Origin of the sequence: Actinomadura madurae, from assembly GCF_900115095.1 — a bacterium.
GTDB classification, from domain to species: Bacteria; Actinomycetota; Actinomycetes; order Streptosporangiales; family Streptosporangiaceae; genus Spirillospora; species Spirillospora madurae.
Window position 1 is genome coordinate 13,687 of sequence record NZ_FOVH01000008.1, and the last position, 24,242, is coordinate 37,928.

At 73.4% G+C, this 24,242-nt stretch carries 23 protein-coding genes; 6 read left to right on the forward strand and 17 right to left on the reverse strand.

Annotation, left to right across the window (positions count from 1 at the left end; genetic code table 11):
* Nucleotides 1-73: 73 nt before the first annotated feature.
* The 5 genes from BM339_RS22115 to hutH all read right to left on the reverse strand — a co-directional run bounded on the left by BM339_RS22115 (nt 74) and on the right by hutH (nt 9,009).
* Entirely contained in the window at nt 74-2,797 is a 2,724-nt protein-coding gene (locus BM339_RS22115; protein ID WP_075022082.1) for a helix-turn-helix transcriptional regulator, read from the reverse strand.
* Between the two features lie 355 nt (nt 2,798-3,152).
* Entirely contained in the window at nt 3,153-4,538 is a 1,386-nt protein-coding gene (locus tag BM339_RS22120) for a formimidoylglutamate deiminase (protein WP_075022083.1), read from the reverse strand.
* Between the two features lie 10 nt (nt 4,539-4,548).
* Nucleotides 4,549-5,748: an allantoate amidohydrolase gene (locus BM339_RS22125; protein ID WP_075022084.1), complete on the reverse strand. Its 1,200-nt coding sequence runs from the start codon at nt 5,746-5,748 to the stop codon at nt 4,549-4,551.
* A gap of 52 nt (nt 5,749-5,800) precedes the next feature.
* Nucleotides 5,801-7,453, reverse strand: coding sequence for a urocanate hydratase (hutU, locus tag BM339_RS22130; protein ID WP_075022085.1), 1,653 nt, complete (start codon nt 7,451-7,453; stop codon nt 5,801-5,803).
* An 11-nt stretch (nt 7,454-7,464) separates the two neighbouring features.
* Entirely contained in the window at nt 7,465-9,009 is a 1,545-nt protein-coding gene (hutH, locus tag BM339_RS22135) for a histidine ammonia-lyase (RefSeq protein ID WP_021596696.1), read from the reverse strand.
* A 92-nt stretch (nt 9,010-9,101) separates the two neighbouring features.
* On the opposite strand from hutH, the gene BM339_RS22140 reads away from it, so the two are divergent.
* Nucleotides 9,102-9,866 carry an IclR family transcriptional regulator gene (locus BM339_RS22140; RefSeq protein ID WP_075022086.1) on the forward strand — a complete coding sequence of 255 codons (765 nt, stop codon included), beginning with the start codon at nt 9,102-9,104 and terminating at the stop codon, nt 9,864-9,866.
* A gap of 117 nt (nt 9,867-9,983) precedes the next feature.
* Nucleotides 9,984-10,562: a dihydrofolate reductase family protein gene (locus tag BM339_RS22145; RefSeq protein ID WP_021596698.1), complete on the forward strand. Its 579-nt coding sequence runs from the start codon at nt 9,984-9,986 to the stop codon at nt 10,560-10,562.
* Here BM339_RS22145 and BM339_RS22150 read toward each other — a convergent pair.
* The gene (locus BM339_RS22150) at nt 10,538-11,638 is read right to left on the reverse strand and encodes an SDR family oxidoreductase (protein WP_083597829.1); all 1,101 of its coding nucleotides are present in this window, start codon (nt 11,636-11,638) and stop codon (nt 10,538-10,540) included. The two genes, BM339_RS22145 and BM339_RS22150, sit on opposite strands and share 25 nt — an antisense overlap.
* Nucleotides 11,639-11,705: 67 nt before the next feature.
* On the opposite strand from BM339_RS22150, the gene BM339_RS22155 reads away from it, so the two are divergent.
* Nucleotides 11,706-12,278, forward strand: coding sequence for a dihydrofolate reductase family protein (locus BM339_RS22155; protein ID WP_075022088.1), 573 nt, complete (start codon nt 11,706-11,708; stop codon nt 12,276-12,278).
* A gap of 7 nt (nt 12,279-12,285) precedes the next feature.
* On the opposite strand, the gene BM339_RS22160 is transcribed toward BM339_RS22155, so the two are convergent.
* Nucleotides 12,286-12,714 (reverse strand): ATP-binding protein, encoded by a 429-nt coding sequence (locus tag BM339_RS22160; RefSeq protein WP_075022089.1) that lies wholly within the window; start codon nt 12,712-12,714, stop codon nt 12,286-12,288.
* Nucleotides 12,715-13,047: 333 nt separating this feature from the next.
* Between BM339_RS22160 and BM339_RS22165 the strand changes: the two genes are divergently transcribed.
* The 3 genes from BM339_RS22165 to BM339_RS22175 are packed head-to-tail and all read left to right on the forward strand — an operon-like array spanning nt 13,048 to nt 14,331.
* Nucleotides 13,048-13,929, forward strand: a complete 882-nt coding sequence (locus BM339_RS22165; RefSeq protein WP_075022090.1) for a helix-turn-helix domain-containing protein — start codon at nt 13,048-13,050, stop codon at nt 13,927-13,929.
* Nucleotides 13,926-14,120 (forward strand): DUF397 domain-containing protein, encoded by a 195-nt coding sequence (locus BM339_RS22170; RefSeq protein ID WP_075022091.1) that lies wholly within the window; start codon nt 13,926-13,928, stop codon nt 14,118-14,120. The genes BM339_RS22165 and BM339_RS22170 overlap by 4 nt, the downstream gene beginning before the upstream one ends.
* Nucleotides 14,121-14,142: 22 nt before the next feature.
* Nucleotides 14,143-14,331, forward strand: coding sequence for a DUF397 domain-containing protein (locus BM339_RS22175; protein WP_075022092.1), 189 nt, complete (start codon nt 14,143-14,145; stop codon nt 14,329-14,331).
* Here BM339_RS22175 and BM339_RS22180 read toward each other — a convergent pair.
* From BM339_RS22180 to BM339_RS22225, 10 genes are all read right to left on the reverse strand, one after another.
* Nucleotides 14,328-15,104 (reverse strand): maleylpyruvate isomerase family mycothiol-dependent enzyme, encoded by a 777-nt coding sequence (locus tag BM339_RS22180; protein ID WP_021596704.1) that lies wholly within the window; start codon nt 15,102-15,104, stop codon nt 14,328-14,330. The genes BM339_RS22175 and BM339_RS22180 overlap by 4 nt on opposite strands.
* A gap of 156 nt (nt 15,105-15,260) precedes the next feature.
* A complete protein-coding gene (locus BM339_RS22185) occupies nt 15,261-17,801 on the reverse strand; it encodes an FtsX-like permease family protein (RefSeq protein ID WP_075022093.1) in 2,541 nt (846 codons plus the stop codon).
* Between the two features lie 3 nt (nt 17,802-17,804).
* The gene (locus tag BM339_RS22190) at nt 17,805-18,554 is read right to left on the reverse strand and encodes an ABC transporter ATP-binding protein (RefSeq protein WP_218163725.1); all 750 of its coding nucleotides are present in this window, start codon (nt 18,552-18,554) and stop codon (nt 17,805-17,807) included.
* Nucleotides 18,555-18,566: 12 nt separating this feature from the next.
* Entirely contained in the window at nt 18,567-18,827 is a 261-nt protein-coding gene (locus BM339_RS22195; protein WP_021598029.1) for a hypothetical protein, read from the reverse strand.
* Nucleotides 18,820-19,182, reverse strand: a complete 363-nt coding sequence (locus BM339_RS22200; protein WP_235206483.1) for an ArsR/SmtB family transcription factor — start codon at nt 19,180-19,182, stop codon at nt 18,820-18,822. Before BM339_RS22200 ends, BM339_RS22195 begins: the two co-directional genes overlap by 8 nt.
* A gap of 84 nt (nt 19,183-19,266) precedes the next feature.
* Nucleotides 19,267-20,697, reverse strand: a complete 1,431-nt coding sequence (rox, locus tag BM339_RS22205) for a rifampin monooxygenase (protein WP_075022095.1) — start codon at nt 20,695-20,697, stop codon at nt 19,267-19,269.
* Nucleotides 20,698-20,957: 260 nt separating this feature from the next.
* The gene (locus tag BM339_RS22210) at nt 20,958-21,548 is read right to left on the reverse strand and encodes a serine hydrolase (protein ID WP_083597830.1); all 591 of its coding nucleotides are present in this window, start codon (nt 21,546-21,548) and stop codon (nt 20,958-20,960) included.
* Nucleotides 21,549-21,630: 82 nt separating this feature from the next.
* Nucleotides 21,631-22,227: a gamma carbonic anhydrase family protein gene (locus BM339_RS22215; RefSeq protein ID WP_075022097.1), complete on the reverse strand. Its 597-nt coding sequence runs from the start codon at nt 22,225-22,227 to the stop codon at nt 21,631-21,633.
* Between the two features lie 40 nt (nt 22,228-22,267).
* Nucleotides 22,268-23,326, reverse strand: a complete 1,059-nt coding sequence (locus tag BM339_RS22220) for a class I SAM-dependent methyltransferase (protein WP_021598024.1) — start codon at nt 23,324-23,326, stop codon at nt 22,268-22,270.
* A 97-nt stretch (nt 23,327-23,423) separates the two neighbouring features.
* Nucleotides 23,424-24,185 (reverse strand): AfsR/SARP family transcriptional regulator, encoded by a 762-nt coding sequence (locus BM339_RS22225; RefSeq protein WP_021598023.1) that lies wholly within the window; start codon nt 24,183-24,185, stop codon nt 23,424-23,426.
* Nucleotides 24,186-24,242 lie beyond the last annotated feature (57 nt).

A 24,242-nucleotide genomic window follows, 5' to 3' on the forward strand; every position in this document is an offset into this window, starting at 1 on the left:
TGTGATCTTTCTAACCCGGCTTGATCAAGTAGTCAATACACATTTTCCGCAGGCGTGCTCTGAGTCGTATTGCTCAACCGGGCCGCCCGGGTTGCTCAACCGGCGGCCCGGCACTCCCCGTCCCGGCCGCGGCGCCGAGGTCGAGCCGCCGGAGTTCGACGCGGGTCCGCACGCCCAGCTTGGGATACGCGCGGTAGAGGTGGTTCCCGACGGTCCGCGGGCTGAGGAAGAGCCGGGCCGCGATCTCGCGGTTGCTCGCGCCCGCCGCGGCGAGCCGCACGATCTGGAGTTCCTGGTGGGTGAGCCGGCCGAGCCCGCCGTCCTTTTCCGGCCGCTCCGCGGTGCGCGCACCGGTCGCGAACAGTTCCGCTTTCGCTCGTTCGCCCCAGGCCCGCGCGCCGAGTTCCTCGAAGGTCTTCAACGCGAGACCTAAATGCCTTCCGGCCTCCGCGCGACGCCGCGTCCGCCGCAGCCACTCGCCGTAAAGCAATTCTGTGCGCGCCCGCTCATAAACGTTCGCCTCGTTCCGGCGGAACAGTTCGACCGCGTCCGCGAAATGGCGTTCGGCCGTGGCGGGATCGGCCAGGAGCGCACGGCAGCGCGCGGCGAGCCCGCGTATGCCCGGGGACGACGTCCGCCGCGCCCACCCTTCGAGCCGGGCCAGGGGAGGTTCCGCCCGCTCGGGGCGTCCGGACCGCACCGCCGCCTCGGCCCGGTCGGCCGCCTGGCGGGCGAGGCTCGCGACCGGGCCGCCCTCCGGCGCGTCCTCGGGCAGCTCCTCCAGCCGGGCCAGCGCGCCCGCGTGCCGCCCGGCGCCGAGGTCGAGCAGCGCGAGGGCCCACGTGCCGAGCGAGACGGTCGGGGCGATGCCCTCCGCGCGGGCGTGCTCCAGCCCCTCCGCGACGAGGGCCGCGCATCGCCCCTCGTCCCCCTCGACCGCGGCGAGCCAGCCGAGGAGGCAGCTCAGGTGGGCGGCCCGGTACCGCGCGCCGGCCTCGCCGGCCAGCCGCAGCCCCTCCTCGGCGGCCGCCCGCGCCTCGCGGTGCCGGCCCCGGCCGATCAGGGCGCGGGCGAGCGCCTGCAGCGCGTACGGCAGCCGTCCGGGCACGTCACGGCAGTCCCGCGCGAACCGCGAGACCGTCTCGCAGGAGTCGGTGAAGGGGATGAGGGACGCCGCGAGCCGGCGGTCCGGCTCGTGCGGGAGCGGGGGCCGCGGCCCGGCGGGCGCCCTCGTACCGCGGGCGGCGCTCACCGCCGCGTCGACGACCCGCGGCAGCTCCGCCGGGACGGGCCCCGCGGGGAGCGGGACGGCCCGCAGCGCGCCGGCCGCCTCCCGCACGAGCCGCGGGTCGCCGGCGTGCCAGCCGCACCGGACGGCCTCGGCGAGCATCAGCGCCGCCTCCGCCGGATCCCGCCCGCGGATCGGGGCCGCGCCGTCGATCAGGGTCCGGGCGGCGCGCCGCGGCGACCCGCGCTCGAACTCCACCGCGGCCTCGGCCTGCGCGAGCTCGGCGCGGGTCAGCGGGTCGGCCGCGAGCGGCGCGGCCCGCGCGACCAGGTCGGCCGCGCCGTCCAGCAGGCCCGCCTGGCTCGCCGCGCGGGCGGCCGCCGCGAGCCGGTGGGCCCGGGTGCGGCCGTCGGCGGTCAGCTCGGCGGCGCGGGCGTAGCAGATGTGGGCCCGCCGGTCGCCCGACCACTCCCCGGCACGTTCCAGTTCCGCCGCGACGTACGCGCGGTGCCCCACGGCGGCGGCCGCCAGATGCCAGGCCCGCAGTTCGGGCTCGCCGTCCCCGGCGCTGTCGGCGAGCGCGCGGTGGACGGCCCGGCGCTCGGACGTGGTCGCGTGGTGGTAGGCGACGGCCTTGACCAGCGGGTGCGCGAACCCGATGGTCAGGCCGGTCGTCTCGAGCAGCCCGGCGCGCTCGGCGGGCGCGAGGTCGGCGACCGTCGAGCCGAGGCGTCCGGCCGCCGCCGTGATGCGGGCGGCGTCCCGGGTGTCGTCGGCGGCGGCGACGAGCAGGAGGGTCCGCGCGGCGGGCGGCAGCGCGGCGAGCCGCGCGCCCGCCTCGGCCTGGACCGTTCCGCCGAGGGGCGAGGTGCCGTCGTGGAAGGTGAACGGGTTGATGCGCCCCGCCCGCTGGCCCGAGGACAGGCAGGACGCGAGGAGCCGCAGCGCGGCCGGGTTCCCGTCCGCCTCGGCGCGGACGCGGTCCCGCGCGGGCGGCGGGAGCAGCGCGCGCAGGAGCGCGGCGGCGTCGTCCGGGCCGAGGCGCGCGGGCCGGATCTCGGCCAGCCCGGACGACCCGAACGTCGCGTCGTCGCGGGCCGCCGCCAGCAGCGCGACCGGCTCGGCGCCGAACCTGCGGGCCGCGTAGACGAGCGCGTCCGCCGAGGCGGCGTCCAGCCACTGCGCGTCGTCGACGAGGCAGAGCACGGGACGTCCGGCGCCCGCCCGGCGCAGCAGCGACAGAACGGCCCGGCGCGCGGTGAAGACGTCCTCGCGGCCGGCCCCGCCGGACTCGCTCACGGCGCGCAGCCGCTCGGCGTCGGGGCCGCCGAGGTCGCGCACCGGCCGCAGCATCAGGTCAAGGGCGGCGAACGGCTGCTCGGCCTCGGGCCGGTAGCCGGAGCAGCGCAGGACGAGGGCGCCGTCCGCCAGGCCGGCCGCGTGGTCGAGCAGGGCGCTCTTGCCGATGCCCTGCTCGCCGCGGATGACGGCGGCCCCGCCGGCGCCGGCTCGCGCCCCGGCGACCAGCCGTTCGATCTCCGCGCACTCGGCGGCCCTGCCCTGCAACATCGGCGCCCCACACGCGTTCGGAATGCGGCACTCAAGATCAACCACCGCATGATCGCATGGGCGCGCGGCGCCGCCCCCTAACCGGAGGGCACCGACAGTGTCACCGTTCCCGGCGGCCCCACCGGACGCACGGCCGCGTCGTCCGAGGTCACCGCGGCGGGGCGCCCCTCCCCGCACGCCGAGGCCGGGCGTCCGGGTCCGGTCACTCGGGCCCGATCAGACGGGGCCGGTCAGACGGGCCCGATCAGGCGGGGCCGATCAGGCGGGGCCCGTCAGGCGGGACCGGGCGTCCGGGTCCGGTCACTCGGGGCCGGTCAGACGGGCCCGGTCAGACGGGGCCAATCAGGCGGGCCGGTCAAGCGGGGCCCGGCCGGTCCTGGTCGGGGCGGTCCTGGTCGGGCGCCGTCGCGGCGGTGATGGCCGCGGTGAGCGCGCCGGGCACGTCGTCGATCAGCAGGTGCCGCCCGTCGTGGACGATCTGCCGGCCGGAGACGACGACGTGCCGGACGTCGGCCGCGGTCGCGGCGAAGACGGCGGCCTCGGCGGTGTGGTCCGGGCCGGCGCCCGCCGTCCGGACCGAGTCGAGGGAGACGGTGACGAGGTCGGCGTACGCGCCGGGCTCCAGGCGTCCCGCCTCGGGCCAGCCGAGCGCGTAGTGGCCGTCGCAGGTGGCGGCGGCGAGCAGCTCCCCGGCCGTCCAGTGACCCCGGACCCGGGTGCGGAGCCGCTCGTCCAGCTCGACCGCGCGGGCCTCCTCGAACAGGTCGATGAACGCGTGCTGGTCGGTGCCGAGGCAGATGGGGGAGCCGGCGTCCGCGAGGGCGCGGGCCGGGCCGATGCCGTCGGCGAGGTCTCGCTCGGTCGTCGGGCACATGCACACGCCGGTCATCGTCGCCCCGAGCAGGCCGATGTCCTCTTCGGTGAGGTGCGTCGCGTGCACGGCCGTGGTGAGCGCACCGAGCGCCCCCGCCTCGGCGAGCAGCCGCGTCGGCGTCATGCCGTAGGCGTCCCGGCAGTCCTGGTTCTCGGCGGGCTGCTCGGACAGGTGGAGGTGCAGCGGCGCGCGGTGCTCCCTCGCCCAGGACGCGACGGCCCGCAGCTGCTCGCGCGGCACGGCCCGGACGGAGTGGATCGCGGCGCCGACGCGGGCGTGCAGCCGCCCCGCCTTGTCGGTCCGCTCGTGCAGGGACTCGACGCGGCGCACCCAGTTGCCGGCGGTGCCGTCGCCGAAGCGCAGCTGCGGGCCCTTCAGCGGGCGGCCGATGCCGCCGGCGAGGTAGCAGGCGTCGAGGAGGGTGATCCGGATGCCCGCGTCGGCCGCGGCGGCGATCAGCGCCTCGCCCATCGCGTTCGGGTCGCCGTAGGGGCTGCCCCCCGGCCGGTGGTGCAGGTAGTGGAACTCGCCGACGCAGCTGACCCCGGCGAGGGCCATCTCGGCGAACACGGCGGCGGCGAGGGCGCGGTAGGAGTCGGGGTCGAGCCGGTCGGCGACCGTGTACATCTGCTCGCGCCACGTCCAGAACGTCCCGGCATGGGCCTGGACGCGGGAGCGGAGGGCGCGGTGGAACGCGTGGGAGTGCGCGTTCGCCAGGCCCGGCACGGTCAGGCCGGGGAGCCGCTGGGCGTTCGGTGCGGAGGGGACGCCGGCCTGGAGCCTGGTGATCCGCTCGCCGTCGGCCTCGATGAGCACGTCGGCCGCGACACCGTCACCGAGCCAGGCGAACTGGGCATGCCACTGCATATCGGAAGTCCTACCCGCGGGCCAGGTCGCCCAGTACCGCGGCGAGGGCCTCCACTCCGGCGAGGCAGTCCGCCGGCTCGGCGTACTCGGCGGGCGCGTGCGAGATCCCGGTCGGGTTCCGGACGAACAGCATCGCGGCCGGCAGCCGCGCCGCGAGGACGCCCGCGTCGTGCCCGGCCCCCGTCGGCAGGACGGGCACCCCGCCGAGCGTCCGGCCGATCCGGTCCCGCAGCGCCCGGTCGAAGTCGACGATCTCGGAGTAGGACTCCTCGGCGAGGTCGACGCTCACCCGGTGCGGGCGCGCGGCGACGCGGGCGGCCTCGTCGACGTCCTGGACGGTCCGCCGGACGTCCTCGTCGGCCGGTCCCCGCGCGTCCAGCCAGGCGGTGACCGACGAGGGGACGGCGTTCACCCCGCCCGGCACGACCCGGACCTTCCCGACCGTCGCCACGGTGCCGTGGCGCTCCGCCGCCGCGCGCGCGGCGGTCACCATGTGCGCGAACGGCAGCATCGGGTCGCGCCGGTCGGGCAGCCGGGTCGTCCCCGCGTGGTCGCCCTCGCCGGTGAACTCGAACCGCCACCGGCCGTGCGGGACGATCGTGCTCGCGACCCCGACGGGCTCCGCCAGGGCCCTCCCCTGCTCGACGTGCAGCTCGACGTGGCAGGCGATCCGCCCGAGGAGGTCCTCGTCCGGGCCGATCGAGTCCGGGTCGAAGCCGGCGTTGTGCATCACCTCGGCGAACGTGTGGCCGTCGCCGTCGGTCAGGCCGCGCGCCCGCGCCGGGTCGATCGCCCCCGTCAGCAGCCGCGACCCCAGGCACGCCACGCCGAACCGCGCGCCCTCCTCCTCGGCGAACGCCCCGACCCCGATCGGCCGCGCGGGGGTGACGCCGCGTTCCCTGAGCAGGTCGATCGCGGCGAACGCCGACACGATGCCGAGCGGCCCGTCGAACGCGCCCCCGCCCGGGACGGAGTCGAGATGGCTGCCGGTCAGGACGGCGTCACCGCGCGAGCCGTCCGGCGGGAGCCACCAGGCGAACAGGTTGCCGTTGGGATCGTGCTCGACCGCCAGGTCGCGGCGGCGCGCCTCGTCCAGGAACCAGGCACGGCATTCCATCTCGGGCGGCGTCCACGCGAACCGGTGGTAGCCGCCCGTCGCCTCGTCCCGCCCGACCGGCAGCAGCGCCGCCCACATCTCCTCGAAGCTCATGGACCCTCTCCCTGCGGGGGGCCGACCCCCCACACCCCCTGGTTCGCTTCGCTCATTTCATCGGGATACGGACCCCGCGCTCGGCCGCGACCTCGGCGGCGCGGTCGTAGCCGGCGTCGACGTGGCGCATGACGCCGGTGCCGGGGTCGTTGGTCAGGACGCGCCGCAGCTTCTCGCCCGCGAGCGCCGTCCCGTCCGCGACGCAGACCTGGCCGGCGTGGATGGAGCGGCCGATGCCGACCCCGCCGCCGTGGTGGATCGACACCCACGTCGCGCCGGACGCGGTGTTGAGCATGGCGTTGAGCAGCGGCCAGTCGGCGATCGCGTCCGACCCGTCCTTCATGCCCTCGGTCTCCCGGTACGGGCTGGCGACGGACCCGCAGTCGAGATGGTCGCGGCCGAGGACGATCGGCGCGCTGATCTCGCCGCGCGCGACCAGGTCGTTGAACGCCTCGCCCGCCTTGTCGCGCTCGCCGTAGCCGAGCCAGCAGATCCGGGACGGCAGGCCCTGGAAGTGGACCTTCTCCCCCGCCATCCGGATCCAGCGGGTCAGCGGCTCGTTGTCCGGGAACAGGTCGAGGATCGCCCGGTCGGTGCGGGCGATGTCCTTCGGGTCGCCGGAGAGCGCCGCCCACCGGAACGGCCCCTTGCCCTCGCAGAACAGCGGCCTGATGTAGGCGGGCACGAAGCCGGGGAACTCGAAGGCGCGCGCGTAGCCGGCGAGCTGCGCCTCGCCGCGGATGGAGTTGCCGTAGTCGAACACCTCGGCGCCCGCGTCCTGGAAGCCGACCATCGCCTCCACGTGGACGGCCATGGATTCGCGGGCCTTGGCGATGAAGTCGTCCCGGTCCTTGTCGCGTTCGGCGGCCATGTCCTCGAACGCGACGCCGCGCGGCAGGTAGGCGAGCGGGTCGTGCGCGCTGGTCTGGTCGGTGACGATGTCGATCTGGGCGCCGCGCCGCAGCAGCTCGGGGACGATGTCGGCGGCGTTGCCGAGGACCGCGATCGACAGGGGGCGCCGCTCGTCCCGCGCCTCCCCGGCGAGGCGCAGCGCCTCGTCCAGGGAGTCGGCGCGGACGTCGCAGTACCGGTGCGCGACGCGCCGCTCGATGCGGGACGGGTCGCACTCGACGCAGATCGCGACGCCGCCGTTCATGGTGACGGCGAGCGGCTGCGCGCCGCCCATCCCGCCGAGCCCCGCGGTCAGCGTGATCGTCCCGGCCAGGGTGCCGCCGAACCGCTTCTCGGCGACGGCGGCGAACGTCTCGTAGGTGCCCTGGAGGATGCCCTGCGTCCCGATGTAGATCCACGACCCGGCGGTCATCTGGCCGAACATCGTCAGGCCGAGCGACTCCAGCCTCCGGAACTCCTCCCACGTCGCCCACTGCGGGACGAGGTTGGAGTTCGCGATCAGCACGCGCGGCGCCCACTCGTGCGTGCGGAAGATCCCGACCGGCTTGCCGGACTGGACGAGCAGCGTCTCGTCGCCCTCCAGATCGGCCAGCGAGCGGAGGATGCCGTCGAAGGCGTCCCAGTTCCGGGCGGCCCTGCCGGAGCCGCCGTAGACGACCAGCTCGTCCGGATGCTCGGCCACCTCGGCGTCGAGGTTGTTCTGGATCATGCGCAGGGCCGCCTCCTGCGGCCAGCCCTTGGCGGCGGTGAGCGAGGTGCCGCGCGGCGCGCGGACGGGACGGGGTTCGGACATGTCGGGCTCCTTCAGGAGAGCGGGCCGGTGACGGCCTCGGCGGCGGCGACCAGTGAGCCGTCCCGGACCAGCGCGGTCGCGGCGGCGATCTCGGGAGCGAGGTAGCGGTCCGGGCCGGGCGGCGGGACGGCCTCGCGCAGCTTCGCGACCACGGCGGCGGTCGCCGGGCCGGGCCGCAGCGGGGTGCGCAGGTCCAGCGCCCGCGCGGCGGTGAGGATCTCGATGGCGACCACCTGCGCCAGCCCGTCCACGGCCCGGCGCAGCTTGCGGGCCGCGGTCCACCCCATCGAGACGTGGTCCTCCTGCATGGCCGAGCTCGGGATCGAGTCGGCGCTCGCGGGCGCGGCCAGCCGCTTCAGCTCGGACACGATGCCCGCCTGCGTGTACTGGGCGATCATGTGGCCGGAGTCGACGCCGGGGTCGTCGGCGAGGAAGGCGGGCAGGCCCCCGGACCGTCCCCGGTCGAGCATCCGGTCGGTGCGCCGCTCCGACATCGACGCGACGTCCGCCACGGGCACCGCGAGGAAGTCGAGCACGTAGGCGACGGGCGCGCCGTGGAAGTTCCCGTTCGACTCGACGCGCCCGTCCGGCAGCACGACGGGGTTGTCGATCGCGGACGCCAGCTCCCGGCCGGCCACCAGTTCGGCGTGCGCGAGCGTGTCGCGGGCGGCGCCGTTGACCTGCGGGGCGCAGCGCAGCGAGTACGCGTCCTGGACGCGGGTGCAGTCGGGCCCGCGGTGCGACTCCATGATCTCCGAGGCGTCCAGCAGCGCCCGCAGGTTCGCGGCCGACGCGGCCTGCCCCGGATGCGGCCGCAGGGCTTGCAGGTCGGCGGCGAAGACCCGGTCGGTGCCGAGCAGCGCCTCGACCGTCATCGCGGCGGCCACGTCCGCGGCGACGAGCAGCCTGCGCAGGTCGTGGATGGCCAGCACGAGCATGCCGAGCATGCCGTCCGTCCCGTTCAGGAGGGCGAGCCCCTCCTTGGCGCCGAGCATGACCGGCGCGATCCCGGCCTCGCTCAACGCCTCCGCCGCCGGTTTGAGGTTCCCGCCGGCGTCCCTGACCGATCCTTCGCCGATGAGCGCGAGGGCGACGTGAGCGAGCGGCGCGAGGTCGCCGGAGCACCCGAGGCTCCCGTACTCGAAGACCTGCGGGGTGATGCCCGCGTTGAGCAGCTCGGCCAGCGTGCGCGCCGTCGTCGGCTGCACGCCGGTCCGGCCGGTGGCGAGCGTCCGCAGCCTGAGCAGCATCAGCGCCCGGACGACCTCCCGCTCGACCTCCGGCCCCGACCCCGCCGCGTGCGACCGGACGATGTTGAGCTGCAACTGCGCGCGCATCTCGGGGGCGATGTGCCGCGTGGCGAGCGCCCCGAAGCCCGTCGACACCCCGTACACGGGGGTGGGACGGGCCGACAGCTCCTCGATGTGCGCGCGCGCCTCGCCGATCAGCTTCAGCGCCCCGTCCGACAGCGCGACGCGGGCGCCGTCCCGGGCCACCGCGACCACCTGCTCGAACGCCAGCGGTTCCGGCCCGACCTCGACGCCTGCGTCCCCCATACCAAGACCCATACCCACCATTGGAACGCCTTCCGGGCCGTGCCCCCAGGCCCGGACAGGCCGCTGTGTCTCACATACGAGACAATCGGAGCATGAGCCAGGTGCCCGCCGCCCGCCGCGCCCTCGCGGTGCTCCGCCTGCTGGCGGGCGCGCCCGGCCCGCTCCCCGCGTCCGCGATCGCCCGCGCCCTGGACCTGCCCCGCTCCAGCACCTACCACCTCCTGACGGCGATGGCCGAGGACGGCTTCGTCACCTCCATCCCCGAGGAGCGCCGCTGGGGCCTCGGCGTCGCCGCCTTCGAGATCGGCTCCGCCTACCTGCGCCACGAGCCCCTGGAGCGCCTGGCCCGGCCCCTCCTGCGGCGCCTCGTCGACCGGGTGGGCGAGATCGCGCAGCTGGGCGTCCTGCACGGCGCCGAGACGCTGTACCTGCTCAAGGAGCAGCCGCCCCGGCACGCCACCCTGGTCACCGACGTGGGCGTCCGGATGCCCGCCCACCTCACCGCCAGCGGCCGCTCGATGCTCGCCCACCTGCCGCCCGCGCAGGTCAGGGCCCTGTTCCCGGGCCGTTTCGTGGACCGCACCGGCCGGGGCCCGGCGTCCCTGCGCGAGCTGCGCCGCACCCTCGCGCAGGACGCGCGCCGCGGCTGGTCGGCCGAGGACGGCCATGTCACCGAGGGATTCGCCAGCATCGCCGCCTGCGCCTTCGACCACACCGGCCACCCCACCGCGGCGATCACCGTGACGTTCCGCCGCGAGGACCACCCGCCGGAGACGTGGCCCTCCCTCGCCGCCCCGATCCGCACCACCGCCGCCGCGCTGACCACCCGCCTGACCGGCCGCCCCCCGGCCCGCTGAACCCCGGAAAGAAATCTTTGAATTCGTCGTGCCGGGGTGTCGAATGCCGCCGAGCCCGTTCGTAGCCAGGGTGAGAGACCGGAACAGAGCCGGTCGCAGACTCGCAGGGAGCACATCATGACCGCCACCTACACCTTCGACGTCTTCTCCAGCCTCGACGGCTTCGGCGCCGCCACCGGGGACTGGACGGGCTACTGGGGCAAGCAGGGTCCCGAACTTCTCGACCACCGCCTCGCCGTCTACAACCAGGAGCAGCGGCTGATCCTCGGGGCCACCACCTACCGGGCGTTCGCGCAGATGGTGGCGGAGAGCACCGAGGACTCCGACGTGCGCGACCCGTGGGTCACGCGGATGAGGAACCTGCCGACGACGGTCGTGTCGAGCACCCTGGAGGGCCCCCTGGACTGGCCGGACGCCGAGATCGCGAGCGGGGACGCCGTCGACGTCGTCGCCCGGCTCAAGGAGGAGTCCGCGGTGCCGCTGCGCTCGCACGGCAGCCTCTCGCTGAACCGGGCCCTGATGGCCGCCGGCCTGGTCGACCGCGTCCAGGTGACGCTGTTCCCGGTCATCACCGGCCAGAGCGGAGCCGACCCGGTCTTCGAGAACGCGGCCGACTTCGACCTCGAACTGATCGAGCACCGCACGCTCGACAACCACATCCAGGAGCTCGTCTACCGGCCCACTTTGCACACGTGAGCACCCGGCCGGAGCGGCGGCGCCTCACCGAACCGCTCCGCGACGAGCCGGTCGGCCCAGCGGCGCAGCGCGTCCTCCACCGGCGGATGGCCCAGCCCCAGGGCGTCGGCGGAGGACGTGTCGTACCGCTCCTCGGACAGGAAGGGCAGCGTCTCGGGCGAGACGCCGACGATCGCCCCCGGCAGCCGCCGCACCAGGCCGACCGGCACCAGGACCAGCGGCGGGCGCCGCCCGAAGTGCCGCGCGAGGAGGCCGATCAGGTCGGGCAGGTTCGGCGTCGCGTCGTCCAGGACCCAGTGCGCCCGGTACGGCCCCGCGTCATGCGCGGGAACGGCGGCCATGAACCGGGAGAGGTGATCGACGGTCACCACGGGGACGAACGTGCGCCGCGTCCCGGCCAGCGCGGGCAGCCGCCCCTGCCAGAGGTTCCTCACCAGCTCGGCCAGCCCGATGTACTGACCGGCCTCGCCGGTCACCGAGTGCCCGATCACAGTGGCCGGATTGACCACGGTGAGGGGGACGCCCCCCTTCGCGGCGACGGCCCGCACCGCCGCGTCCCCCTCACGCTTGGACGCCTCGTACACGCCGTACTTCCGGTAGAGCGCGTCCAGCTCCGCCTCCGGCACCGGATAGGAGAGCGCGCCGTCCGCCCCTACCCGGTAGCCGGAGACGTGGACCAGGCGCCGCAGCCGCGGGAGCCCGGCGGCCCACCGCACGACGTTCACTGCCCCGTCCACGTTCACCCGCCGCCCCTCCTCGCGCTCCAGCCCGAACCGGTACAGCGCGGCGGTGCTGAAGACGTCCCGCACGTTCTCCCACCGCTCGTGGTCGGCAGCACTGATCGCGAGATCGGGCCGGGTGATGTCGGCGTCGACGACGGTGAGCCCGCGAACGTCGGCGCCATGCTCGCGCAACCAGGACCGCAGCTCGCCACCACGCGCGTCCCCTCCCCGGACGGTCACCGCGACCGCCCGCCCTTGACCGAGCAGCTCCGCCACCAGCCACCGCCCGATGAACCCCGTCGCCCCCACCACCAGGCAGTCAGCCCGCACGCCCTCGTCCTCCATGACATCCATGAAGGAAAATCTAGACCGGTCTACCTAGTTTGTCGATACACCGGTTATCACTCTCAAGGAGCGCATCATGACCGCGACCTACACGTTCGACGTCTTCTCCACCCTCGACGGCTACGGCTCCTACACCAGCGAAGGCGACTGGGGCGGCTACTGGGGCAAGCAGGGCCCCGAGTTCCTCGACCGCCGCCTCGCCCTCTACAGCGAGGAGCAGCGGCTGGTCCTCGGGGCCACCACCTTCCGGCAGTTCGTGGAGGCACTGGACCCGGCCAAGGTGACCGACCCGGTGAACACCCGGATGAGAAACCTGCCGACGACGGTCGTGTCGACCACCCTGGAGGGACCCCAGGCCTGGCCAGACGCCGACGTCGCGAGCGGGGACGCCGTCGACGTCGTCGCCCGGCTCAAGGAGGAGTCCGCGGTGTCGCTGCGCTCGCACGGCAGCCTGTCACTGAACCGGGCCCTGATGGCCGCCGGCCTGGTCGACCGCGTCCAGCTGACGATCTTCCCGGTGATCAGCGGCCGGACGGGCGCGGACCCGATCTTCCGCGGCGCCGCCGACTTCGACCTCGAACTGATCGAGCACCGAACCCTCGACGGCCACACCCAGGAGCTCATCTACCGCCTCACCCTGCACGCCTGAGCCCGGTTCACCTCCCTGGCCGGGCCGGGAAGGTGGCGCGGATCGTGCGGCCCTGAGATGTGCCCGTCCAGGACCAGGTTGCGGCGAGGACGTCCACCGTGAGCAGGCCGCGACCGCCCTCCGCCAGCTCGGCGAGGTCGCGCAGGCGTGGCTCGTTAGGACCGCCCTGGTCGGTGACGTAGGCGATGACACCGGCGACGTCCATGCTGAGGTCCACGGTGAACCGGCCGCCGTCCTCCCCGGAGCGGGTGTGCCGGATCGCGTTGACGGCCAGCTCGTCCAGGACGAGGAGCACGTCGTCCAGGGCCGGGAAGTCGGCAAGCAGATGCGCCGCGAACGCCCGGACGAGCCGGACCTGGCCGGGCCTGCCCTGGAACTCGCGCCGCCAGTACATCGGGGACTCGTGCTCGGCGGGAATGGGAACGGCGAGCAGCATTGATCACCTCTCGTGAACGCTGTGTGTCGGCCGCCCCATCCTCCGTAACCATGCGGCTTCGCTGTGCCGAAAGGCCAGGCCAGCGCCCTTTCCGGTGGTTGAGCACGCCTTCCCCGCGAACGTTCACCTCCGTTTACGTAAACGAAGCGAACGGTTCGCGCGGCGAACGTTCATTTCCGGAACGCCACCGAGACGAACAGCCCGGCGGCTTTCACGTGTTCGAACAGCGCGTCTATCGATGACACGCTCGGAGATCGCGTGATAACACAGAGTGGACATGCCGCCCCCGGCCAGCGGCGCCCCCACCCGCCGACCCGCCCCTGGAGGTCCTCGGTGACCAGCCCGTTCGTCCGGCGCCGCCGCCTCGGCGCCGAACTCCGGACCCTCCGCGAGCAGAGCGGCATGACCGCCGACGAGCTGGCCCGCCGCATCTACCGCTCCCGCATGACCATCTCGAAACTGGAGAACGCCCGCTGCCGCCCCGACATCGGCGACATCGTGAAGATCATGAAGATCCTCGGCGTCACCGGCGACAGGTTCGACGCCCTCTTCAAGATCGCATGCGACGCCGCCGAACGCGGCTGGTGGGACAACTACGGCGACGCCATGGGCCCCCGCCAGCGCATCTATGCCGACCTCGAATCCGGCGCCGCCTCCATTCGCGAGTACAACCAGTTCACGATCCCTGGAACGTTGCAGACCCCCAGATTGATCCAGTTCCTGATCGAGATGGCACGAAACGAGGGAGCGATCGACTTCATCCCGGACCGCTTGCTGCAAGCCCGGATACGCAGACAGGAGCACGCGCTGGGACCGCACGGCCCAAGATACGAAGCCATCCTCGATGAGGTCGTCATAAGACGGCCCACCGCACCTTCGCATGTGATGCTCGACCAGCTGCGCTACTTGATCGAGACAGCACTCATGCACCCGCGGGCCACGGTGCTCGTTCTTCCTGTGGAAGCCGACTTCACAGGTCGGCTGCTGCCGAAGTCGGCATTTTCGCTCTACACCTTCCCAGACCCCGCTGACCCACCCATGGCGGTAGTCGACACCGTTAGCACGGACATCATTCACACCGAGCGTGAGGAGGTGATGCGATATAACCAACGGTACGAGCATCTCCGGCAGGCCGCGCACTCCGGTGCCGCAAGCATCGGCCTGCTGACAGATGCAGCCGACCGTCTTGAAAACAGGATCGGACGCTCCCCATGACCAAGCAGCACATCAGTTGGCGCAAGTCGAGTCACAGCGAAGCCGATGGCAACTGCGTCGAGATCGCGCGCTCTGCCGCCGACACGATCAGCGTCCGGGATAGCAAGCAGGCACAGAACAGCCCAGTCCTTGAATTCTCTCCCCACGAGTGGACTGCTTTCACACAGGCACTCCGCTCCATCGACTCCTAAGCAACCAGGTAGGGCGGGTGCAGTGAAGACCCAGTACAGCGGCTGGCATAAGTCGAGCCACAGCGCGCCCGACGGTGATTGCGTCGAGGTTGGTCGTTCGTTGCGCGGCACTGTCGGGGTGCGGGATAGCAAGCGAGGCGACGGTGGGGACGTCCTGGAGTTCTCGGGGCGGGAGTGGGCCTCGTTCCTCCAGGCCGTTCGGTCCGCCTAGTCGGTGACCCAGTCCATGTGGTCGATCCAGTGGACGAACAAGTCCCGGTCGCCCAGGATCTCCAGCGCGGGGGCGGCGTCCAGCGGGCGGCGCCTGCTGAGCACGAGCAGGAGATCGGTGGCCGGGCCGCGTACCGCGACGTCCGCCTTGATGTGCGTGTGCTCCAGGGCGACCTTGTCCGGTTCCCGGCGCGCCACCCACTCTCCGGACGCGTCGGTGGCGTGGAAGTGCAGGGTCTGGCCGCTGCCCGCCATCGCCTTGGCGAAGTCCGGCCTGTTCTCCCAGTAGCCGCGGGAGGTCAGCGTGTCCAGCCAGTCCTCGATGGCCGCGACGGCGTGCTCCGGGGCCAGTTCGTACTGCGTCCCGAGCGCCGAGGCCGCGTCCGCGCGGTGCACGCTGGCCTCGCCGAACAGCCGGCGGGACCAGAAGGGCACGCCCGCGGCGGCGCCGGACGGGTCCCACACCGGCGTGTCGTCATCGACCGAGTCGAACGCCTGCTTCGCCTGGGCCGCGCCCTCGGTCAGCCAGGCGCGCCACTGGGTCGAGTCGGCCGGAGCCGGAACGTAGCGTTCGTACGCCTTGCTCGGCTCGCTCATCCGCTCACCCACGAGCATCGCCACCATCCGCTGCGTCGCGCCGACATGGTCGACGAGATCGGCCAGCGTCCACTTCGGGCAGGTCGGCACCGGGGTCGCCGCGTCCCGGCCGTCCACCCAGTCGGCGAACGTGTTCGTCTGCTCCACGACGGCATTCAGATATGCGGACGTGTCCATCACTGCGCCTCCAGACTCGACTCTTTTCCTATGCCCGCGACGCTAGGAGCGAGCCAGCCGCGCTCGCATCGGTCGAATGACTGTTGCTGCGAGCGACTGGGCCGGCTTGCGGTACGCGTCGATCCCGCGGATCTGGTCCGGGGCGCGGATGGCGGGTCAGTCCGCGGAGAGGGCGCGGAGCATGGGGATGCGGGCGGCGCGGCGGGCCGGGAGGGCGGCGGCGACCGCGGTCATCGCGATCGCGACGGCGGTGAACAGCGCGAGGTTCGCGACGGGCACGGCCGTTTCGGGCAGGCCGAGGGCGACGGTGGTGGCCCAGCCGAGGAAGGCGCCGAGGACCGGCCCCGTGACGGCGGCGATCCCGGCGATGATGATCGCCTCCCAGCGGATCAGCGACCGCACCTGCCGCCGGTCCATCCCGACGGCGCGGAGCAGCCCCAGCTCGCGCACCCGTTCCAGGATGGAGAGCGACAGCGTGTTGGCGACCCCGAACAGGGCGATCACGATGACCAGCCCGAGCAGGCTGTAGTACACCCGCAGGGCCGGATCGAGCTCGGCCGCCACCTCGCGGCGCATTTCGCCCCGGTCGGTGACCTCCACGCCGGGGTGGGCGGCGAGGGCCTGGGCGGCGGCGGCCCGCGCGGCGTCCTGGCCGACCCCGTCCCGTGCCGTCGCGTAGATCTCGGTCACGCCCCGGTCCTCGGTGAGGTTCGCGTAGTCGGAAGAAGTGAGGAAGTAGTCGCCGTACGGAAGGGCGAAGTAGCCCCTGGGGGCATCGAAGATCGTTCGGACGGTGTAGGCGCGCTCGCCGCGCGCGGTCCGCACGGTGACCGGGGAGCCCACCGCGAGGTGCCGGTCATCGGCCGCCTCGCGGCTCACGGCCATGCCACCGGGGCCGAGATCGGACAGTGGGGTCCCGGTCACCTTCGGCGCCAGCATCCGTCCCGCCAGCGCGGGGTCGGCGCCGGTGACCGTGCCTTCGCGGCCGGCGACGGTGGCCTCCGTGCTGCGGAAAGGGCTCACGGCGTCGAGTTCGGGGACCGCGGCCAGCCGGTCCAGTGCCGCCGGGCTCATCCGGGGCCGGTGCGGGCCCAAGCCGGCGGCCGCGACGTGCACGTCCGCGTGGATCGTCCTGTCGAAGTCGTCCAGGGAGGACGCCTCGGTGCCGGCGGCCAGGGTGACGAGGAAACCCGTCAGGGCGAGTCCGATCGTGAGCGGCAGCAGGGTCGCCGCCGTACGGACCGGGTTGCGCGCCGCGTTGCCGCGCGCCAGTTCGCCCACGATTCCCCGGGCCCGTCCGGCGGGAGCGCCGATGACGTGCGACAGGGTCCGCGCCAGTACCGGGCCGAGTATCAGCACGCCTAACGCGGTCGCGATGGCACCGGCCTGCAGAAAGGACGATCGCGCCGGGTCGCTCGACACTCCCGCGAGCACGGCCGCGACCCCGCCGGCGGTCGCCACCGCCCCCACCGCGGTCCGGATCCGGCTCGCACGACGATCGAGGGTGAACACGTCCGCGCGCAGGGCGGCGACGGGCGGCACCCGCGTCGCGCGTCGCGCCGGCCCCCATGCCGACGCCGCCGCGGCGATCACGCCGACCGCCATCGCGGTGGCGACGGTGCGCGGCAGGATCCGCGGCGCGGCACCGGACACGTCCGTGACGATCGCGCCCCCGGCGTGCAGCAGCCCGCCGAGGACCCAGGCGACCCCGACGCCGGCCACGAGGCCGAGCGCCGCGGCGACGGCCCCGACGATCGCCGCCTCCAGCAGGATCGAGCGGCGCAGCTGACCGCGACCGGCACCGACGCAGCGCAGCAGCGCAAGTTCGCGGGTGCGCGCGGCAAGGGTGATCGAGAACGTGTTGCGGATGAGGAACGCGCCCGTGAACAGCGCCACGGCACTCGCGACCAGCAGGATCTGCCTGATCAGGTCGTCCGGCCTGGTCCGTTCCGACGCCAGGGCGGCCCCGGTGAACGCCTGGTGGCCGCCGCCGAGGGCGGACGCGACGCCGTCCCGCAAACGCCGCTCACCGATGCCGGGAGCGGCGTGCACCTCGATGAAGCCGACCGTGCCGGACGGGCCGAGCAGCCGGCGGGCGGTGGCCGGGTCGAAGCCGACCAGGGCGACCTCGTCGGTGAACTCCGGGGAGTCCAGGACGCCGACGACCGCGACGTCCCGCGGCTCGCCGCCCGAGACCAGGATCCGGACGCGGTCCCCGACGCCGATCCCCTCGTCGTCGGCCGTGGCCCGGTCGACCACGATCTCGCCCGCCCGGCCCGGCACCCGCCCGGCGCGCAGATCCGGGACGAAGGAGGCGTCGATCGAGCGCCCGAGCGGTGCCCTGCCGCCGTCCACGTGGCCGTCCCGCGCGATGAGCCGGGCGTCCCCGACGGTCACGCCGACCGCGGAGGCGACCCCGGCGATCCGCGCCGCCCGTTCCACGGTCGAGAGCGGCATCGGCGGTCCGGGGACGAACTCGCCGGTCTCGTCCGAGAAGACCTCCTCCTCGCTCGGGACGGCCCGGACCGTGACGTCGACCCGGTGACGGCCCTGAGCGAGGTCCCGGCCGCCGGCCTCGGCGGTGTCGAGGAGGATGAACGTTCCCGCCACCATGGCGACGCCGAGCACGATCGCCGCCGCCGTGAGCAGCAGCCGCGCCTTGTGCGCGAGGACGCTCCGCACCGTGTAGCGCAGCACGGCTCAGCCCCCCAGCGCCTTCATCCGGTCCAGGACGCGGTCCGCGGTCGGGCGGGGCATGGTGTCGGCGACCCGGCCGTCCGCCAGGAAGACGACCTCGTCGGCGTACCCGGCCGCGATCGGATCGTGCGTGACCATCACGATGGTCTGCCCGAGCTCGTCCACCGACCGGCGCAGGAAGCCCAGCAGCCCGGCGCCCGACCTGGAGTCGAGGTTCCCGGTCGGCTCGTCCGCGAAGACGATCTCCGGCCGGCCCGCCAGCGCCCGCGCCGCGGCGACCCGCTGCCGCTGCCCGCCGGACAGCTCGGACGGCCGGTGCCCGAGCCGGTCGCCGAGCCCGACGGCGCCGATCAGCCGGTCGAGCCACGCCGGGTCGACCGCGCGCCCGGCGAGCCGCGACGGCAGCGCGATGTTCTCCGCGGCGGTCAGCGTGGGCAGCAGGTTGAAGGACTGGAACACGAACCCGACGCGTTCCCGGCGCACCTGGGTCAGCCGGCGGTCACCGAGCCTCGTCAGGTCGGTGCCGCCGAGGAGGACGGTGCCCTCGTCGACGGCGTCCAGGCCCGCCAAGCAGTGCATGAGGGTCGACTTGCCGGACCCGGACGGCCCCATCACGGCGCTGAGCCGCCCGCGCCCGAACTCCACCGACACGCGGTCCAAGGCGGTCACGCCGCTCGGATCGGTGCCGTACCTCTTGCTGATCTCAACGGCACGGGAGGCGATGCCGGTGCTCTGACCGGCGGATGCCGTCATCGCGGCCATGACTCACCCCACGTCCCGGAGGAGCTTCTCGATCGCGCCGACCCGTTCGGCGAGTTTCGCGAGCTCCGCCGCCACCCGCTGCTCCCCCGCCGCACACCGCTCGGCGAGTTCCTGGTAGCGCAGGCCGTTCTCGGCGTCGGCCTGCGCCTGCGCCTTGATCGCGTTCGCCCTCATCGCGGCCCTCCCCACGAGACCTCCCATGACGGCGATCACAATGATCACGACCGCCGAGACCACCAGGAGCGGGATCCAGTTCTCATCCATCGCCTTCTCCGTTGTCGTCCACCGCGGCCGCCGCGGCTTCGGCCACCACCTCGGGCGTCAGCCGGATGTCGAACGACTGGAGCTCGTACCACTTGACGGCCTTGCCGTCCTCGCCGAGCTCCAGCGTCCCGGTCACCAGACCGGCCTTCTCGAGTTTCTCCAGGTGCAGGTAGAGCAGCGGCCGGCTGATCCGCAGCTCGCGGGCGAGCGCGCTCACGTACTGGCGGCCGGGCCGCAGCGCGGCGATCACCCTGAGCCGCAGCGGATGGTCCAGCGCGGCCATCACGAGCGGCAACCGCAGCGGATCCAGCCGCTCCCCGTCCGCACGCATCGTCCCGGCGCTCCTGTAAGCCACATCCTTCACCTGTCAGAAAATTATTACACGTAACGCGTGAGGTGGCCAGTGCCGGCGGTGGCATGCGAGGGCGGGCCTCGTGACTCAGGGGTGGTCGGCGGGGGTGCCGAACCATGTGGGGAGGTGGGTGAGCAGGTCCTGCTGGTCGTCGCCGGCCCAGGCGACGTGGCCGTCCGGACGCAGGAGTACCGCGGGTACGTCCAGCTCCTCGCTGACGTCGACGACGTGGTCCACGCGGTCCGCCCATCCGGCGACCGAGAGGGTGCCGGTCTGGTCGAGCAGCAGCCCGCGGCCGTCGTGCATCAGCTCGTAGAGGCGCCCCCGCTCCAGTCGCAGATCCCGCATGTGCCGGCCCAGGAGGTCGTGGCCCTCGCCGAAGTCGTAGCGGACGCCGATCGCGGTGACCTTCTCGATCAGGTACCGGTTCACGTTCTCGAAGTCCATGAGCTCCGTCATCAGCCGGCGCAGCGCCCGCGGGCCCGGCGCCTCCGACAGCAGCTCGGACTGGGCGCGGATGTTGTCCAGCACGTCGGCGGCGACCGGGCGCCGCTCGGCCTGGTAGCCGTCCAGCAGCCCGTCCGGGGCCCAGCCGTTGATCTCGGCGGCCAGCTTCCAGCCCAGGTTGAACGCGTCCTGGAGGCCGACGTTGAGGCCCTGCCCGCTCAGCGGCGGGTGGACGTGCGCGGCGTCGCCGGCCAGGAAGACCCTGCCGGCCCGGTACCGATCGGCCAGCCGGGTGGCGTCGCCGAACCGGGAGAGCCAGCGCGGCGAGTGCACGCCGAAATCGGTGGCGGCGAACGCCCGCAACCGCTGCCTGAGCTCGTCCAGCGTGGGCGGGACCCTCGGGTCCTCGGCCACCCCCTCGGCGGGCACGACGACGCGGTACGCGTCCCCCATGGGCCCGACGCCGAAGCCGCGGTGGGTCTTGCGGACCTCGGCCACCACCGCCGCCAGCTCCTCCAGCGGCATGGTCACCTGCACCTCGCCCAGCAACCACTCGTTCTCGGCGGGCTCGCCGGGGAAGCCGACGCCGAGCAGCTTGCGCACCGTGCTGCGGCCGCCGTCGCAGCCGACCAGGTAGCGCGCTTGCAGCCGGGTGCCGTCGGCCAGCCCGGCGGTCACCCCGTCCTCGTCCTGGCTCAGGCCGGCCACTTCGCATCCGCGCCGGATCTCGGCGCCCACCGCGGTCGCGTGCTCGGTCAGCAGGCGCTCGGTGACGGGCTGCGGGATGCCGAGGATGTAGGAGTGCGCGGTGTCCATCCGCTCGGGCCACGGCTTGCCGATGCCGGCGAAGTAGCCGCCCATGGCGAACGTCTTGCCACTGGCGAGGAACCGTTCCAGCAGGCCGCGCTGGGCCATCACCTCGATGCTGCGCGCGTGCAGCCCGAGCGATCGGACGACATTGGCCGGTTCCGGGTCCCTCTCCAGCACGAGCACCCGAACGCCGTGCAGCCGCAGCTCGCCGGCCAGCATCAGGCCGGTGGGCCCGCCGCCCACGATGATCACGTCGATCACGAAAACCCCCAAGTGCGCAGGCCGCGTTTCGGCCGTGCGTCGAAAGCGCGCCTGATTTCCGCGGACCGCGCCTTCGGGCGGAGATTCTGCAGGACGCCCCGGGTCTTGCCGCAAGCCCCCAGGTGCGCTATAGATTGAAAGTGGCAGGGAGCGCGACTCCCTGCCTTTCTCGTTATCGCTGGACGATCACCCCTCGGGCGAGCGTGGCCAGGGGGTTGCTCGCCCTGTCCGCGTAGCCGCTGAGGACGACGACCACCCAGTCACTGTCCGGGAAGATGTCGATGTTGGCGGACAGTCCGATGCTGCTCCCACCGCCGTGTCCGTGTATCCATTGCCCGTGGTCGAGAACGGCGAGCGAGCCGTATCCGATGAAGCCGAGCGGGCTCCGTTCCGGCGCATCGCCGCCCGACCTGGTCTCCGGACCACTGGGTGGAAGCTTCTATGCCCAGCATGAGCTGGGTATAGGGGGCCTCCATCAGCTTGTTCTCCAGCAGCACGCGCGCGAAGCGTTCCAGGTCCGCGCACGTCGCGAAGGAATTGGCCGCCGGAAGCCCGATATATGCGTGCTCTTCAAGACCGTCGGTCCACTCCGTATGCCCCTTCTTCTTGAAGTAGGGGTGGGCGATCCGCGGGTCGGTCCGCCATTCGGGCTTGGTGTGAAAGGCGCTGTCGTGCATATCGGCGGTCTTGAAGACGCGCTCGGCGATGTAGTCGTAGTACGAATGGTCCGATACCGCGGCCACGATCGCTCCGAGGAGGAGCTGCCCGCCATGACCGCGCCACCGGCGGCGACGGCGCCGCCCAGGGACTTGAGCGCGGTCCGGCGCGAGGGCCGCGCCCCTCCTGTCGATGAGGTGTTTTCGACCATGGGGGAAGGAGACCGCGGAGCGGGTTTCCTCCCCGTTTCCCGGAAGCCCAGGTGATCGTCCTTGGTCAGCCGTCGAGGCGGCGGTCGTCCTTGTGGGCGGCGTAGAACTCGGCCTGGCGGGCCATGAGGGTGCGCATCGAGGTGCCGCGCCGGACGCCGTAGACCGTGCCGGGGAAGTCCAGGGCCCGCTGCTTTTCCCACAGGTCGTCGTGCCGGTCCGGCGAGAACAGTTCGGCCGGATCGCCGGCCGCGATCCAGCCGATCGGGACGACCGTGCCGGGCTCCAGGCGCGAGTTGACGTGCAGGACGCTGTTGACGCGGAGTTCGGAGCCGGCGCCGGCCACCGCCCCCGGGAACAGCGACACCCCGGTCGCCACGAAGACCTCGTCCTCGACGGTCGCGCCGTTGACGTGCGCGTGCGGGCCGACCAGCACCGCGTCCCCGAGCGTCACCGGATGACCGGCCCGGCCGCGGATCAGCGCGTTCTCCATCACCACCACGTCCGCACCCGTCGTCACGGTGCCGTCCTCCGCCGTGAGGACGGCACCGTGCAGGACCCGGGCCCCCTCCCCCAGGGTGACCGCACCGCACAGCACGGCCGAAGGCGCGACGTACGCGGACTCGGGGACGACGGGACGCATTCCTCGATGCTCAAGCAGCATGCCACGAGCGTAGATCTCACGGCGCGGCACGGGCGCGGGCTCAGGGGCGGGCCTCGTAGACCAGGTTGAACGGGGTCTCCGCCACCCGGCGGAACGTCCGGAACCCGGCCGCTTGCACCACGGGCCTGATGCCGGCTTCCCCGGCCTGGTTGCCCAGCGCGTCGTCGGCGCCCTCGGAGATGGCGTGCGGCACGCACAGGAACGTGGAAGCCGAGTAGTAGACCCGTCCGACCGGAGTGAGGTTGTCCTCCGGGACGTCGCCCGCGAACGGCTCGACGATCAGCCAGACACCGTCGTCGGACAGCGCCGACCGGATGTGCCGCGCGGCGGCGACCGGGTCGCCCATGTCGTGCAGGCAGTCGAACGTGGCGACCAGCCCGTACGCGGTGCCCGGGAAGTCCTGCGCCCGCGCCACCGCGAAGTCGCACCGGCCGTCCAGCCCGGCCTCGGCCGCCGCCTTGCGGGCCAGCTCGACGGACTCCGCGTGCGAGTCGAACCCGCGCACCGACGAGGCCGGGTAGGCGTCGGCGAGGATGCGGGTCGAGGCGCCGAGCCCGCATCCCACATCGGCCACCGCGATGCCGGCGCCGAGCCGGCCGGCCAGCCCGTCCACCGCCGGGACCCAGGAGCTCAGCAGGTTCGCGACGTACCCCGGGCGGAAGAAGCGCTCGCACCCGGTGAACACGCCCGGGTGATGCTCGCCCCAGGCCATCCCCCGGCCGGTCCGGAACGCCTCGGCGATCTTCGGCTCGGCGGCCAGGCTCGACAGCGCCAGCTGGAAGGCGCCGGGGAGTCCCGGCCCGCCGGGGTCGGCGAAGGCCAGCGCCTGCTCGGGGGTCATCCGGTAGCGCCCGCTACCGGCGTCGTAGGTGATGTAGCGGCTCGCGGCCTGCCCGGGCAGCCACTCCCGGACGTACCGTTCGGACGTGCCGGTGCGCCCGGCCAGTTCGGCGGCGGTCAGCGGTCCCGCCTCCGCCAGCGCGCGGTACAGCCCCAGCTTGTCGCCGATGAGCACGTTCCCGGCCGACATCGTCGCGCCGAGGTCGTTGACGAAGCGGTCCAGCAGCTCGGCGAGCCGGGATTCGTCGATGGTGGTCATGGCATCCTCCCGCAGATGCGGCGAATCTGATGCCCCCACCCTGCGCCGGCGACATTGGGCCGCCGTTGCGCCGACCTTGGCGCGACCTTAACGCGCGCTATCCGAGCAGGTCGGTGTAGGCGTCCTGGACGTCACGGCACGGGTCGACGCCCAGTTCCTCCCGCAGCAGGACGCGCAGGCGTTCGTACACCGTGAGCGCCTCGGCGACGTTGCCCCTGGTCGCGAGCGTGCGCATCAGCAGCAGATGCCCGGTCTCCCGCAACGGCGCCACCTCCAGCAGGTCCCGCGCCGCCCGCTCGGCTCCCGGCAGCTCCGGGCCGCCCAGCTCCAGGCACGCCGTGGCGTAGCACTCCAGGGCCCGGACATGCATGGTCTCCAGGCGTCGGCGCCACGATTCCGCCCACGGGCGGTCGGCCTCCGGCAGGAACGGACGGCGCGCCACGAACTGGGCGGTCAACGACAGGGTCCACGCCCGCCGCCATTCGCGCAGAGCGACCGCGGACTCGGCCGTGTGCAGCGCCGAGGCCGCCACCTCGACGTCGACGTACGCCGGTTCGGGCAGCCGGAGTGACAGCGTCCCCCTGCCCCGGAGCACCTCCGGCCCCACCACCGCGCGGACCTTCGAGACCAGGACGCTGAGCGCGGCGGGCGCCCCCGGCGGCGGCGAGTCGCCCCACAACGCCTCGATGAGCGCCTCTCGGGGCACCTGCCGCGGCCGGGACAGGACCAGAAAGCCCAGCAGCAGCCGCCCCTGCCGGCCCGGCAGGGCGTGATCGACGCGCCGGCCGCGCACCTCCGCCGCGAACGCGCCGCAGAGCTGCACGCGCGTGGCGCCCGCCGGCTCCGCTGATCCGTCCATCCGACACCTCGACCTGCCGCATTGACCCTGGAGGCTACCCTGCTGGGAAAGGAGCAC

Coding starts and splice junctions, on each gene's coding strand:
- BM339_RS22145 (WP_021596698.1), top strand. CDS start 9,984: ATGACCGCCACCTACACCTTCGACGTCTTCTCCAGCCTCGACGGCTTC.
- hutU (WP_075022085.1), bottom strand. CDS start 7,453: ATGTCCGAACCCCGTCCCGTCCGCGCGCCGCGCGGCACCTCGCTCACC.
- BM339_RS22125 (WP_075022084.1), bottom strand. CDS start 5,748: ATGAGCTTCGAGGAGATGTGGGCGGCGCTGCTGCCGGTCGGGCGGGAC.
- BM339_RS22220 (WP_021598024.1), bottom strand. CDS start 23,326: ATGACCACCATCGACGAATCCCGGCTCGCCGAGCTGCTGGACCGCTTC.
- BM339_RS22195 (WP_021598029.1), bottom strand. CDS start 18,827: ATGGATGAGAACTGGATCCCGCTCCTGGTGGTCTCGGCGGTCGTGATC.
- BM339_RS22215 (WP_075022097.1), bottom strand. CDS start 22,227: ATGCTGCTTGAGCATCGAGGAATGCGTCCCGTCGTCCCCGAGTCCGCG.
- BM339_RS22160 (WP_075022089.1), bottom strand. CDS start 12,714: ATGCTGCTCGCCGTTCCCATTCCCGCCGAGCACGAGTCCCCGATGTAC.
- BM339_RS22170 (WP_075022091.1), top strand. CDS start 13,926: ATGACCAAGCAGCACATCAGTTGGCGCAAGTCGAGTCACAGCGAAGCC.
- BM339_RS22225 (WP_021598023.1), bottom strand. CDS start 24,185: ATGGACGGATCAGCGGAGCCGGCGGGCGCCACGCGCGTGCAGCTCTGC.
- BM339_RS22150 (WP_083597829.1), bottom strand. CDS start 11,638: ATGGATGTCATGGAGGACGAGGGCGTGCGGGCTGACTGCCTGGTGGTG.
- BM339_RS22180 (WP_021596704.1), bottom strand. CDS start 15,104: ATGGACACGTCCGCATATCTGAATGCCGTCGTGGAGCAGACGAACACG.
- BM339_RS22140 (WP_075022086.1), top strand. CDS start 9,102: ATGAGCCAGGTGCCCGCCGCCCGCCGCGCCCTCGCGGTGCTCCGCCTG.
- BM339_RS22120 (WP_075022083.1), bottom strand. CDS start 4,538: ATGCAGTGGCATGCCCAGTTCGCCTGGCTCGGTGACGGTGTCGCGGCC.
- BM339_RS22155 (WP_075022088.1), top strand. CDS start 11,706: ATGACCGCGACCTACACGTTCGACGTCTTCTCCACCCTCGACGGCTAC.
- BM339_RS22115 (WP_075022082.1), bottom strand. CDS start 2,797: ATGTTGCAGGGCAGGGCCGCCGAGTGCGCGGAGATCGAACGGCTGGTC.
- BM339_RS22190 (WP_218163725.1), bottom strand. CDS start 18,554: ATGACGGCATCCGCCGGTCAGAGCACCGGCATCGCCTCCCGTGCCGTT.
- hutH (WP_021596696.1), bottom strand. CDS start 9,009: ATGGGGGACGCAGGCGTCGAGGTCGGGCCGGAACCGCTGGCGTTCGAG.